Origin of the sequence: Fluviicola taffensis DSM 16823 (assembly GCF_000194605.1) — a bacterium.
GTDB lineage: Bacteria > Bacteroidota > Bacteroidia > Flavobacteriales_D > Crocinitomicaceae > Fluviicola > Fluviicola taffensis.
Genome location: NC_015321.1, coordinates 4,254,822 through 4,268,190, shown reverse-complemented (window position 1 = coordinate 4,268,190; position 13,369 = coordinate 4,254,822). Strand labels below are relative to the sequence as shown.

Genomic DNA, 13,369 nt, shown 5'->3' with positions numbered 1-13,369 from the left:
TTATTTCTGACTTCTTAGTTTAATGATCTGATATTTCCTGTTGATTTGATAAGGTCTAGTTCACCTAATTTTACTTGTACGAGCGCACGCAAATAGTTTGTTTGTGCATCTCTTAAAGAAGTTTCTGCATTCACAATATCTGTCATTGTAGCAATTCCACCCACAAATTGAGCCTGCGTTGTTTCATAAACCCTTTTTGCAAGTTCAATATTGCGTTGTTGGCTTTCCAATGCTGCTCTATTCGCTGTTAACGCATTATTTGCATTTGCGCGTTGCATTTTCAAATTCTCTGTCAAATACTGTTCTTCTAATTCAGATTGTTCCATTTGAATTTTTGTCTGCTTCACCCGCGAATTTTTTGCTAATCCGTCGAAAATGGGAACATTTAAGTTTAATCCAATATACGAAGTAGGGAACCACTGAGCACCTTTTTCGAAAATGCGTAAATCATTCTGCATGTTCTGAACTCCAGCATGAAAATTGAGTGAAAGAGAAGGCAAGTATCCCGCTTTTATTTGTTGCAAAGTAACGGAGTAAACTTCGCGTTGTGCTTGAATCAATTCTAAATCTGTATTATTCAAAGATTCCGTATTTGTAATCACCGCTGCTTGTTCTTTTAATGGAATTACTGGCAATTCGATATTTTGATCCAAAGACATTCCCATGTAATATTTGAGCAGCATCATTTGTTGTTGCAGGTTGGTATTGCTTGTAGCAAGATCTGTTTGAAGATTGGTGAAATTGACTGTCAATTTGTCTAAATCCAATTGCTTCGCAGCATCATTGTCGAATTGTATTTTAGTAATCTTAAGTAAAGTATCTACTTGCGCTAGATTTGATTCTATCAACTTCTTTTGGGTGAATGACACTTGAGCTGCATAATAGGCGCTTGCAATATCGTAAATCAACTGTTCTTCCGTTTTACGCGCATTTATTTCCGAAACTTTGGAACTTTGCTTAGTCAGTTTCATCGAATAAATAAGCGATTGATCGTAGATTACTTGCTTTGCATCTAAGCCCAGACTTGTGTTGTATTTCGTACCGAATTGAACAGCTACTTGTGTTCCTGGCTGTCCAATCATTTCTCCTGGAAGAATGGATGTTTGTAGCTTCAGATTATCCATTAGCTGGATATTGCCACTTACTTGTGGTAAATAGTCGGCCCGTGTTTCATTTTTCTTTTCATTGGTGCGATCAATTTCCAACTGAGATTTTAGAATCCCAGAATTTTTCGATAAACCATATTGAATGCACTGCTGCAAGGACATTTGTCCAGATTGCGCCCTGACAAAGCTCATGCTCCCAGCCAAAAGGGAAAGTAGCATCAGTAAGCTCAGACGGTAGTTTTGTGTTGTCTCCTTCATTTTTTTTAGTTGTTTTTGTTGTTTGTATTTCGGTTTAACCAATCCATGTACAGTTTTGGAAACTCAATGCTTAGGTATTCTATAAATTCAATAAACTCGGCCATTTGTTTGTTGAATTCGGTGGTGATGGTGGTGCGCTGATTCAGTGCTTCTTTCATGATTTTAATCACGCCAAAAAATTTCTGAAAGTTTTCTGCAAAACCTTCTTGCCATTGAGCGATGTTACTCGTAAAATAACGTTTCCGATCTCCGGGTTTTGTTTTATAGATGACTCGTTGCGTCAATTGGAGCATATTCAACGCCGAACTGGTAGTGCTTTTGCTAATTCCAAGTAATTCTCGGATTTGATCAAATGTTAATTCAGGTTCATCGCAAACAACGAGCAAGGACATGATACGACCTTCCATGGGCGGAACTCCATGTTGTTCATAGAAAACCCCCATTCTTTCAATGAGCTCTCTTTGTTCTTCTGTTAATGCTACGTTTGTCATACTGCTAGTTTGTTCGCGCAAAAGTAATCAGTTTTTTTAGTTCGAAAATTACCGAACTAAAAAAACTTCATTTTTTAACGTTTGTTAGCGAAGCGAAAGTAGTGGGAGAATTTCGGCTATAAAATCGAAAATCGGTGAATGGTAAACAGGGTGAGGTAAGCTGTATGAATGATGGGTTTGATTGGGAAGAGTCAAAACTAAAATAACCATAAATCCACGAGTCAAACTATTCGGCGTCTATTTGATGATTTATAGTTATTTTAAGTACATTAGCTTTACGTAACAAACCTGCGCCTATTTGGCCCAATTGGAACATTTTAGGCAGGTTTGTAGCGTGTATAAATGAGTTAGTGGCAATGTTAGGACGACCACGCAACATAAACAGACAGAGGACAAAATGAAAAACTGTTTTTACATATTGACAACAATGATTTTGGTTTTAAGTTCTTGTGCTAAACCGACAGAAGCGTGTTTTGACTTTTCACCGACAAACATAACTACTTCAACAAGTGTAACATTTAACGCAACTTGCACTAAACACGGTGGCTATTCATACGAATGGAATTTTGGTGACGGAACACCCGACACGACATTGTTAGGTGAACCGACAGTTACACATATATTTAGTTCAAGCGGAACTTACGTTATAACTTTAAAAGCAGGACGAAAAGACGGTGTAGTTTGGAAAGAAAACAACAAATACATAACGAAAAGGACTTTGACCGTTCAATAAAAAACAAATTGATAATAAAGGAAACTATGAAACCATTGATTAAAATAATTACATTTTTTTGTGTTGCATTTTTTGTCGTTTCGTGCGACCCAGGACTTCAAGTTACATACACCGTAAGAAATAACACAGACAAGGACATTAAACTGATATATGTTATTGATTACACTGACACTCTTGAAACCGTTATTCAGACAAATCAAACTGAAACAATACACATAGTCGAAAAAATAGGAACGCCTAAAATGGCTAACAAGTATGACGACAGTATAACAGTGTTTAGATACTTTGCTGCACAAAAAGACAGTTTATTATGGACTAAAAATATCAAAGACAGAAATGAATGGATATTCTCTGAAACGGGAAAACATTCTTGCAAATTTGAACTGCAAATAAACAACAATGATTTTTAAACTCGACACGACAAAAAAAGAAAGAAACACAGCCACTAACAGGCGTTTGGTTCAATGGCGGGTGATGTGGTTAATTGAACATTCTACCTCGCATCAACTTTTGTGGTGTATTGACAGTTTTGTGCTCCGAAATCCGCCACTGCGCCAAGCGCCAAACCGTTATACGGCAGCGTTAGACGAGAACCATCAAACTACATTTCGACAATAAAGTTCAAATTCTTTTACTTAACGTTTCAAATTCGGTGGTGACAATTTAGAAATAAAATAATCACTTATCGTTTTGACCTCACTAAAATCGGTTGACCTAAACGCAGAAAACAAAACTAGTTTGTGAGTTTTGGTAGACCTAAACGTAATCAACTAAACGTATCGACCTAACCGCAGAGAAACTTGAAATATCTATTTGATATTGACTTAAAATATCTAGCTTTGTAATAGATATTTTAAAATCACACTATGTTTAGACTTTATATTCCACTTGTATTCTTTGTTGTTTTCGTTGGTTGGTTCTTATACAGATTGTTAATTAAAAAAGACCTCAAAAAAAACTTAAACACATTGTTTCTAGGTTTGTTCTTTGTTGGTATTTGGACAGTAATCTATTTGTTTATATTGAAGTAAACTTAGCGCATAAAAAACGCCGACCGTATAACACACGCTTTATTCAATTTGGGCATTCGGCTTCGGCATTTGCAAAATCGGTCGCAAGCGAAAGACATTTATTTTTGCTTTGCAAATGGCTAAAAAACATTTAGCTTTGTTAGTAGCATTTCGGTAGACAGTGTTTCAAAACCCAAACTGAAATAAAGCGCGAAAACGTTATGCCTCATTTTAAAAACAACAAAATAGAGAACATATGAAAATAACTCTTTTAACATTAGTACTATTTATTGTGAATTTTAATTTTTCATATTCACAAGTCGCACCACTCCTAACAACAACCTGGAATCAAGGATGTTACTATAATGACAGTGTGCCAGCAATAGGAAGTGGCCCTTGTGGTAAGGCTTACACGGGATGCGTGCCTACTGCCATTGCACAACTACTTAAATATCATAACTATCCTACAAGTGGATGGGGAACGAACACATACTCACCTGCTTGTTGTGGATCTTTAAGTTTAGATTTTAGTACTCAAACTTATAATTACGCTGCAATGCCTAATTCTATCAGTTCTTCAAATCCGCAAATTGCTCAATTAATGTATCATTGCGGAATTGCAGCAGAAGCTTCTTACAGTGGCTCAAATACCATATCAGGTGGCTCAATCTCAGATATGAAACGCTACTTTAAATATTCATTATTAATGGATGGAACGTATAAAAGTTCCTTAACAAATACGGAATTTGAAAACTTACTGATTTCGGAATTAGATGCAGGGCGACCTGTGACTGCTGTTGGAGGCTCTCATCAATACATTATTGATGGGTATCAGACAAGCCCTTCCCTTAAATTTCATATAAATTTTGGCTGGGGTGGAAGTTATAATGGATATTACAACATTCATAATGTAGTGGTTTCATCTACTAATTATACGCCCGTTTTAATTACTCATCATATTATGCCTCTAGTTGGAGGGTTTGAAGTTACTGATACAGTTAATGGATTAGCTCAAGCCTCAAATGTTTCTATTCAATTAAGCTCTTTGAACAACTGGACGATGACCGGAAGTTCACCATGGATTACTCCCGCTCTCAACTCGGGTGTTTCTGGTTACTATCAAACTAACTTGAGTCTAGCTGCAAATCCGAACTATACTACGCGGTATGGTACAGTGCAGTATTCTAATGGAACGATAACTAAAACGGTAGTAATTGTTCAACACGGGATTCAACCCGTACTTAGTGTTTCACCACTATCATCAAGTATTTCATCAGCAGGAGGTATGGTTTCTGCGACAATTACAACAGATAGTACATGGACAGCAACAACATCCTATACCTGGTTGAGTTTATCGGCATCTACGGGTACGGGAAATGGAATGCTTGATATCACCGCTGCTCCCAATGGCCCAACATCCAGAACAGGATATGTAACCATTCAAAGAGGAGGTCTTAGTGAAGTAATTGAAATAATTCAAGGTTCAAATGCTTCGTTCTGGTGTATCCCTGCAATGACCACAGGCGGTTCTGACGGAATTACGAATGTAACTTTTAATTCTATAAACAGAACATCGGCAATTAACGAAGGGTATCTCTTAACAACTGATACAACTTCTATTTATTGGGATAGCACCTACACAATTTCTGTCACATTTCAGGGAGGCGTTGCTCCGGGTGTTTGGATTGATTGGAACTTAGATGGTGATTTTAGTGATCCAAGCGAAGCTGTTGCTTCTCCATCTGGCTCTTGGTATCCGAGCTTTAATTCAATAAAAACAATGAACATTACCGTACCATCAAATGCAACATTAGGGCTTACCCGAATGCGGGTTTATGGAAAAGATTTTGGAACAGGCCCTGTATCTAACCCATGCGGTACAACGGATGCTGGTGGAGATATAGAAGACTATCATATAATCGTAAAAGACAAGAGATTCATTGAAACAGATGTTATAAGTATGAGCTTTACTTCGGCTTCTTCTTCACAGTCCCTGGTTGTTTCAACGGACTCTTTATGGGTTTTATCAGGGTATCCTTCATGGATTACTCCAAGTATGACAAATGGTATGGACAATGCTAATGTTAACATTACGGTAAGTAATAATCCGTCATTTGTTCCAAGAACCGGATTACTAACATTTACCAGAGGATCGAAATACACAAACATAAATGTTTATCAGGCTGCCCTTGATTCGATGATACAGTTTACAGTTGATACAGTTTTTGTAAATTCTACTGGAACAACAAGCCTTCCGCTTAGTGTAATGTCAAATTTTGATTACGACATTCAAAGTTTGGATACATGGATAACAAATGCTACAACGACTGGAAGTGGAAACTCTACTTTTTTCGTTGATGTAACAAGTAACCTTTCCGGTGTCAGAACCGGATCTGTTGTAATCGGAAAAGGAAGTTTTCATGATACTTTGGTAGTACTTCAGGATAGTGTTTCCGTAACTTTAAATGTAAGTCCGGACACCTTATTTTTTACTTCTAATGGAGGATCACAAATAGTTACCATAACAACCCCGTCAATTTGGTATGGAAATGTGGCAGATAGTTGGATTTCACTGTCTCAGATTACAGGAACAGGCACTCAAACCATTTCCGTACAATGCGACACAAATTATTCTGTATCCCGTCAAACTGTGTTGGAAATCACAATTTCCGGAAACTCTAAGCAGGTTGTAATAATGCAGGAGGATGGTGCAACAACAGGAATAGTTGATGTTGGTAAAAAAACAAGATTAATTTATCCAAATCCTACTACCGGTATCTTGACCATTGATTATGATTTTAATAATTTAACAAATACTGAAATAATTATTTCAGACATTACTGGACAGGTAATTGAAAATTATATTAATGTGAACAAATTGAATATCCAGTCATTACCTAATGGTATCTACTTATTAATGATTAAACAGAATGGCGTTTTAATTGACGTAAGAAAAATAATTAAAGAATAAAACGAAGGCATAACAGTTTATTGCCAAAAGCGGGGCTGAACGGCTTCGATTGGGTATTTGTGCAAGGTTCAACATTCGTTCTTCGATTGAACTTTTGTGCTAAAAATCCCCGCCTTCGGCAATACCCGGAACGTTATAGGTAACCAGCCAGACGACAACAACACAATTGACAACTTGGAAAGAGACTATTCACATATCGACATAAAAAAATATATTTTGACAGGTAGCTTGCGGTTGAAAGACAGCTTTTAAATATCGAAAACGCATTAATTATATTATTCTTTTCACTAGTGTCCGATAAAAATAGAAATTAATCGTTTCACTCCTTGAAAGCGTTGATTTTACTGCTATCGATTTCCAAAATTAAAAAGTAAGCCCCTCTGGTTTATGTACTGTCAAATTTCAATTGAAGTTGTGGATCATATTCTTTGAGCCAGTCTTTCTGAGGATTTTCAAGGAATTTAGTCAGATGAATGTAATTGAAAAGATGTAATCTGCAGAAGCTTGCGAGATTCGAAAAAGCCCATTTACGCTTGATTTTCTTATGTATCACAGTGAGAAGTAGATTGACAATAAGCGTGCACCAGATCTGTATTTTGATAGCATTTTCATTGTCCCCCAAGAAAAATTTGAGCGGAAAGTTTTGTTTGAGTTGCTTGAATAGCAATTCGATTTGCCACCGTTTCTTGTAAATCAGCGCAATATGTCCTGCATTCATTCCATTCAAATTTGTAATAAACTCAAAGCATCGGTTGTTTTCATCATCCCAGTATACAATTTTGCGCAGTTCAATTGTTTTGAGATAAGCCCCGTTCTCTTTAACATCCACGCGAATGATTTCATCTTTCAATACACCATCGTCAATGTAAGAAGGTATATCATTTTCTACCACAGATTCGTATGATGCATTGGATTTTAAGCGAGTGACGAAGAAAATTCCATTCTGAGTGAACTTGTCAAAGGTTTTGTAATCGTTATAACCTTTGTCAAACACGGCTATTTTTCCTTTCTCCAATTGAACATGCTTCAAAAACTGCTTATCGTGTGTTGTCGCAGCAGAAAACCAAATGAGTTTGGGAACTTTTTCCTGAAGATTGATTTGTGTATGCACCTTGATACCGCCCTTTCTTTTACCAGTAATGGGTTTCCTGCCAACGCAACTCAAAATGTCTTTAAACAAGGATATTGTACTTGAATCAATAATTTCTAAGCGATTCTCCCATGCATACGATTGTCGGCTGTCCGAGATAATTGGATGGTATTCTTTGAGTAATGAATAATAGATGTCTTGGAATACCAAATGGCTTCTCCTTTTGTTTGCGTCACTCAAAGTACTTTTATAGGGAATATTTTTAAGCTGAAAATGATTCATTTTCCCTTTTAAACCTAGCATCGAAGCCGCAACTTCACGCAAAGAAGTGCAATGAGCAAACGTTGAAAAAAGCATACTTATCAGGTGATCAGAGGTATCAAACTTCTTGACATAGTGATCTGACAAGTGCTTCTTAGCAATTGTTTTGATTTTATTGTTTCGATTAAAGAAATCAGCTGTCCGAAAACAGACTGTCCAAAAAAGTAGCTACTTTTATTCATGTAATTTAGTTCGGGAAAACCAAATTACATTAAAGCGGGAAATCCATCATGGAAATCCCGCTTTTCAAAAAGTTTTATCGGACACTAGTGTATTCTTTTCACCTTTAAATCTTATTTTGTACTTTTATTGCCTCAACATTAAACAATCTAAATATGAAAATGATTAGTCAAATATTAATTTGCTCCATTTTTTTACTACTTTCTAATAGAATTATGGCACAATGTGCTCCAACAGCTCCAGCAGTGGCTGCTTGTAGTGGTGGTAATGGGGCTGGAAGTAACGGTGTTAATATAAACGGTGGACAGACCTTTTGGTTTACTGGTGGCCCAACCACTTGGAGTAGTGGGATAAATCTTAATGGAGGGACATTTAGGGTTTGCGGAAATTTAACTCTTAACTCTTTGAATTTTAACAGTGGAACAATAATAATTGAAAGCGGGGGGACATTAACAGTAAATTTAGGCAGTAGCCTTTTTTTAAATGGAAATTCGTCTATATGTAACAGAGGAACTTTTACTTTAAATACTAATCTGATAATGCAGAACGCAAATAACACAATATGGAATATTGGGTCAGCTGCATCTTTTACTGTTACAGGTCAGATTGAAATAAACTCTGCTACATCCAAAGTAATAAATAATGGCGGTAGCGTAACGGCAGGAAGTATCTTAGTTCAAGGTTCCTCATCGGTAGGAGCTGTATGTATGACAGATGGCTCATGCTTTACTTTTAACGGAGGTGCAAACTCTATTATAAATAATTTCACTAATGGCTGGACTTTTTCAGGCACAGGAAATGCAGTGGTGACATATAATGGTAATGCACAATTAAACAATTCATTTACAGCACATAATAATATTATAATATGTAAGAATGCTGGAGCTACTACCTCGGGTGGGAGTGGATGGGGAGCTGCCACATTAGCCCCTAGCCCCTGTTCAAGTTGTTTAATAGCAATTACATTACCTATCGAATTATTATATTTTACTTCTATTAAGTGTGGAAATGATATTTGTTTTCATTGGGCAACTGAAACTGAATCAAATAATGATTATTTTACAATTGAATATTCAGAAAATGGAATAGACTTTTTCTCCTTAATAGAGATTGATGGTTCTGGAAACTCAACAAGTAAAATTGAGTACACTAAGCAAATCCCAGCTAATCTAATTAATACAAATTTAGAAATTATTTATTTTAGGTTAAAGCAAACTGATTTTAATGGTCAAATAAGCTATTCAAACATAACTGCGTTTGTTAATGAAATAAGATTGGATCAAGTAAGTATATATCCAAACCCATTTATGGATGAAATAATTATTATGAATAAAAATCTATATGAACTAGAAATTATAAATAGTGGATTGACCATCATAAAAAAAGTTTTATCAGAAAACTCAAAAACAATAATTAGTACAAAATCATATGCAAGTGGAATATACTTTTTTTTAATTAAAGATTTAAATGGAAGAGTCATACAAACAACAAAATTAGTAAAATAATCACTACTAACCGACTATTTTTTTTTGCTACAAGTACTAAATTTAGTTGATAACATTGTTTTTACAATTATCTCGTCATACTTCTAGGCAATGAAGTTTTATTTACTGTAATTAAAGATCAAAACGGACTTCCTCTTCCTGCTATAATTACACTTTGGTCGACTCTTAGCGACCTAAATAGGATATTCAGCAGACAGGCATTGTCAAACCTTGTGTGGTTGGCAACCTATAACAGCACCTACCCAAAAGTCGGGGTTTCGTGTTCCAAAGACAGTTTTGTGGTTAAACAAACATTTGTTTTTCAAATCAAGTTTTGTGGTAAAAGTCCCGCCCTTCGGGTAGCTGCAAACCGTTAGCAACAATTAAAACCATAAATGAAATACTTCTGCATTGCAATAACCCTAGTTACTTTATTTTCTTGTTCACATCAAGAAAGAAAAGGTTTAAATCTATCAAAAAGAAATTACGATGAAAAAGCCATCGAAACTTCTCAAGATAAATTGAGCAGCCCGAGTGATGCTATCTATGTTTTCAAAGAGAATATACAAAATTGCATCAAGCAGAATATTTCCTCACTTTGTGATAGCGTCTTTGGTAAAGGGTTTGTGAGTGGAGGAGTTATTACAGAATTGCAATCAAATATACTGAAGGATATAAATCGATTTGATTATAAGTATCAGGAGGTTACCATTGATTCAAAAGATTTGAAGAATTTACTTTCTGAAAACGAGAATGGACGGTCTTCACTAAAATACAAGCTAGAAGATCTAAGTTCCGACTCTCCCCTTAAACTTAGCAGTAATAACGTACTAACCCATACATCGACAAACGCTGACTTGGAATTAGACATCAATGGTTACAGGTTAAAGTTTTTCATTGAAATTTACATGGACAAAGAACTTGAGAAAGATGGTGTCTATACTGTTTCCGATCCGACTAAGAAAGGTAACTCACCGTATTTTAAATATAAAGGGAATTGCCAAATAAAAATTACCTTGAACGCAACGGATTTAGAAGGAAAAACCGAATACTATACTCGAAATGTAAACAGTAAATGTTATCATTATACACAAATGCAGTATACAAATCATGAAGTTACTTACAAATGACAAAAGGATGTTGCTAACATCAGCTAAAAGCCACGGGCTGAACAACCACAACCGAGAAGCCCGCGTCTCCTAGTTGAGAAACGTTGTACAACATTAAAATGAAAGATATCACAAAATGAACTAGTTGATAATTAAACTCAAATGAACATATTTATATTACACGTAGAATTTTTTAACCAAAACTTATTTTAAGGATTAATACTTATGAAAAAAGTAATCTTAGTAACAACATTTATTTTAGGAACATTCAATGCCTTTCCTCAAATAGCCAACGTTCAAGTAAAGTTTAATTTACCAATAATATTGAGTGAATCATCTGGAGCTATCTTTTTTAATGATAAACTTATTACTCATAATGATTCGGGTAATGAAAATAAACTTTATGAATTAGATACGATTTCTGGATTAGTTGCAAGAACAGTTAACGTTACTAACGCCACCAATATAGATTGGGAAGATATTGCACAAGATGAAACATCAATATATATTGGCGATATAGGCAACAACAATGGAGATAGAACAAATTTAAAAATTTATAAAATAAATAAAATTGATTATCTAAGTTCCACTAATGTAACAGCTGAAATCATAAACTTTAACTATTTCGATCAAGCTGATTTTGCCCCTACCCCTAATAACACAGAATGGGATGCAGAAGCTCTAATTTCTATTGATACAAATAACTTGATTTTGTTTACTAAAAATTGGGTTAATGGCACAACAAAAGCTTACTCAATCCCAAAAAACAGCGGAACATTTAATGTTAGCCCATTACCAACAACTTTATCAAGTGGAGGGAGAATAACAGGAGCTACTTACAATCCATCAACAGAAAAAGTATATTTAATTGGGTATAATTCAATTTTACAACCTTTTATTTGGGTTTCTGAAAACTTCACAAATAATGATGTTTTTTCAGGCACTAATACACAAACATCACTTACTAGCTTAGGGTTTGAGCAAACAGAAGCTATAACATATATTGGAGACAACAGCTATTTTATTACATCCGAATCATTTAGTATCAGTTCCATATCCGATAATGCAAAATTAGTTTCATTTACAACAAATGATGATATTTTATCTATTAAAGAACAGGTAACTAGAGTAGTTAATGTATATCCAAATCCTGTCAAAGATGTGCTTTACATTGACAACTCAGAATTTACTTCAATTGAAATTTATGATTCTAGGTCTGCACTTGTCTATCGAGGATATAACGAAAACATAAATGTTTCAGAGCTTAATACAGGGCTTTATTTTGTTAAGGTTAATTTGAAAGATAATACATATAATATCAAGAAAATAATTAAATATTAATTGGATATTGTTCAAAATACATATAACGTTGTACAACAATGGCTATAAGTAATTGCTTATTCTCGCCTACTTCTGAAAATCCTCGCGGATTTTCAGTTTGGTGTGTCCTTGCAAAGTTAAGTGCTAACACACGCAACTACTCATAGCCGAGACCGTTAGCAACAATTAAAACCATAAATGAAATACTTCTGCATTGCAATAACCCTAGTTACTTTATTTTCTTGTTCACATCAAGAAAGAAAAGGTTTAAATCTATCAAAAAGAAATTACGATGAAAAAGCCATCGAAACTTCTCAAGATAAATTGAGCAGCCCGAGTGATGCTATCTATGTTTTCAAAGAGAATATACAAAATTGCATCAAGCAGAATATTTCCTCACTTTGTGATAGCGTCTTTGGTAAAGGGTTTGTGAGTGGAGGAGTTATTACAGAATTGCAATCAAATATACTGAAGGATATAAATCGATTTGATTATAAGTATCAGGAGGTTACCATTGATTCAAAAGATTTGAAGAATTTACTTTCTGAAAACGAGAATGGACGGTCTTCACTAAAATACAAGCTAGAAGATCTAAGTTCCGACTCTCCCCTTAAACTTAGCAGTAATAACGTACTAACCCATACATCGACAAACGCTGACTTGGAATTAGACATCAATGGTTACAGGTTAAAGTTTTTCATTGAAATTTACATGGACAAAGAACTTGAGAAAGATGGTGTCTATACTGTTTCCGATCCGACTAAGAAAGGTAACTCACCGTATTTTAAATATAAAGGGAATTGCCAAATAAAAATTACCTTGAACGCAACGGATTTAGAAGGAAAAACCGAATACTATACTCGAAATGTAAACAGTAAATGTTATCATTATACACAAATGCAGTATACAAATCATGAAGTTACTTACAAATGACAAAAGGATGTTGCTAACATCAGCTAAAAGCCACGGGCTGAACAACCACAACCGAGAAGCCCGCGTCTCCTAGTTGAGAAACGTTATAGCCAATGGTAGGACGACCGTTCCAAAGACGATAGACCGACCAAAATTTAAACATTAAAACAAAAACAAACCATTTTGACAGGTGACCAAAAACATACAGACCATATTGAAACGGGACAGCGAGTAATCCGACACTCAAGCCGCCCCAATGTTTTTTTATTTTTTTTCCACCGCACTTTTTTAAAAACAATTTTAGCCAGCCGCACAAGTGGCACATTTGGTTTTGCCCCGTCACACAAAGCCGAACCTTCAGCAAAACCAAAAGAGCCACTTTTT

At 35.3% G+C, this 13,369-nt stretch carries 11 protein-coding genes; 7 read left to right on the top strand and 4 right to left on the bottom strand.

Translation table 11 applies throughout. The annotated features are described in order from the left end of the window. Nucleotides 1–14: 14 nt before the first annotated feature. Both FLUTA_RS18700 and FLUTA_RS18695 read right to left on the bottom strand, forming a co-directional pair. Complete coding sequence (locus FLUTA_RS18700) at nt 15–1,364, bottom strand: TolC family protein (RefSeq protein WP_013688472.1); 1,350 nt, start codon at nt 1,362–1,364, stop codon at nt 15–17. A 5-nt stretch (nt 1,365–1,369) separates the two neighbouring features. Continuing rightward, nucleotides 1,370–1,855 (bottom strand): GbsR/MarR family transcriptional regulator, encoded by a 486-nt coding sequence (locus tag FLUTA_RS18695; RefSeq protein WP_043023938.1) that lies wholly within the window; start codon nt 1,853–1,855, stop codon nt 1,370–1,372. Between the two features lie 397 nt (nt 1,856–2,252). Between FLUTA_RS18695 and FLUTA_RS18690 the strand changes: the two genes are divergently transcribed. The 3 genes from FLUTA_RS18690 (at nt 2,253) to FLUTA_RS18675 (ending at nt 6,569) form a co-directional block, all read left to right on the top strand. Then, entirely contained in the window at nt 2,253–2,588 is a 336-nt protein-coding gene (locus FLUTA_RS18690) for a PKD domain-containing protein (protein ID WP_013688470.1), read from the top strand. Next, nucleotides 2,537–2,998, top strand: a complete 462-nt coding sequence (locus tag FLUTA_RS18685; protein ID WP_169312101.1) for a hypothetical protein — start codon at nt 2,537–2,539, stop codon at nt 2,996–2,998. The genes FLUTA_RS18690 and FLUTA_RS18685 overlap by 52 nt, the downstream gene beginning before the upstream one ends. 856 nt (nt 2,999–3,854) lie before the next feature. Beyond that, the gene (locus FLUTA_RS18675) at nt 3,855–6,569 is read left to right on the top strand and encodes a C10 family peptidase (protein ID WP_013688466.1); all 2,715 of its coding nucleotides are present in this window, start codon (nt 3,855–3,857) and stop codon (nt 6,567–6,569) included. 385 nt (nt 6,570–6,954) lie between these two features. On the opposite strand, the gene FLUTA_RS18670 is transcribed toward FLUTA_RS18675, so the two are convergent. After that, nucleotides 6,955–8,067 (bottom strand): IS4 family transposase, encoded by a 1,113-nt coding sequence (locus FLUTA_RS18670; protein WP_245545456.1) that lies wholly within the window; start codon nt 8,065–8,067, stop codon nt 6,955–6,957. A gap of 248 nt (nt 8,068–8,315) precedes the next feature. On the opposite strand from FLUTA_RS18670, the gene FLUTA_RS18665 reads away from it, so the two are divergent. From FLUTA_RS18665 to FLUTA_RS18650, 4 genes are all read left to right on the top strand, one after another. Beyond that, the gene (locus FLUTA_RS18665; RefSeq protein WP_013688465.1) at nt 8,316–9,665 is read left to right on the top strand and encodes a hypothetical protein; all 1,350 of its coding nucleotides are present in this window, start codon (nt 8,316–8,318) and stop codon (nt 9,663–9,665) included. 374 nt (nt 9,666–10,039) lie between these two features. After that, nucleotides 10,040–10,774, top strand: a complete 735-nt coding sequence (locus FLUTA_RS18660) for a hypothetical protein (protein WP_013688436.1) — start codon at nt 10,040–10,042, stop codon at nt 10,772–10,774. Nucleotides 10,775–10,978: 204 nt separating this feature from the next. After that, a complete protein-coding gene (locus tag FLUTA_RS18655; protein ID WP_013688437.1) occupies nt 10,979–12,094 on the top strand; it encodes a T9SS type A sorting domain-containing protein in 1,116 nt (371 codons plus the stop codon). A gap of 177 nt (nt 12,095–12,271) precedes the next feature. Continuing rightward, nucleotides 12,272–13,006 (top strand): hypothetical protein, encoded by a 735-nt coding sequence (locus FLUTA_RS18650; protein WP_013688436.1) that lies wholly within the window; start codon nt 12,272–12,274, stop codon nt 13,004–13,006. A 19-nt stretch (nt 13,007–13,025) separates the two neighbouring features. Here FLUTA_RS18650 and FLUTA_RS18645 read toward each other — a convergent pair whose 3' ends face one another. Further along, complete coding sequence (locus tag FLUTA_RS18645) at nt 13,026–13,364, bottom strand: hypothetical protein (protein ID WP_148235471.1); 339 nt, start codon at nt 13,362–13,364, stop codon at nt 13,026–13,028. Between the last annotated feature and the right edge of the window lie 5 nt (nt 13,365–13,369).

Excerpts from the sequence above, each read along its gene's own strand:
- FLUTA_RS18700 (WP_013688472.1), bottom strand. The coding sequence starts at position 1,364 with ATGAAGGAGACAACACAAAACTACCGTCTGAGCTTACTGATGCTACTT.
- FLUTA_RS18695 (WP_043023938.1), bottom strand. The coding sequence starts at position 1,855 with ATGACAAACGTAGCATTAACAGAAGAACAAAGAGAGCTCATTGAAAGA.
- FLUTA_RS18690 (WP_013688470.1), top strand. The coding sequence starts at position 2,253 with ATGAAAAACTGTTTTTACATATTGACAACAATGATTTTGGTTTTAAGT.
- FLUTA_RS18675 (WP_013688466.1), top strand. The coding sequence starts at position 3,855 with ATGAAAATAACTCTTTTAACATTAGTACTATTTATTGTGAATTTTAAT.
- FLUTA_RS18665 (WP_013688465.1), top strand. The coding sequence starts at position 8,316 with ATGAAAATGATTAGTCAAATATTAATTTGCTCCATTTTTTTACTACTT.
- FLUTA_RS18660 (WP_013688436.1), top strand. The coding sequence starts at position 10,040 with ATGAAATACTTCTGCATTGCAATAACCCTAGTTACTTTATTTTCTTGT.
- FLUTA_RS18655 (WP_013688437.1), top strand. The coding sequence starts at position 10,979 with ATGAAAAAAGTAATCTTAGTAACAACATTTATTTTAGGAACATTCAAT.
- FLUTA_RS18650 (WP_013688436.1), top strand. The coding sequence starts at position 12,272 with ATGAAATACTTCTGCATTGCAATAACCCTAGTTACTTTATTTTCTTGT.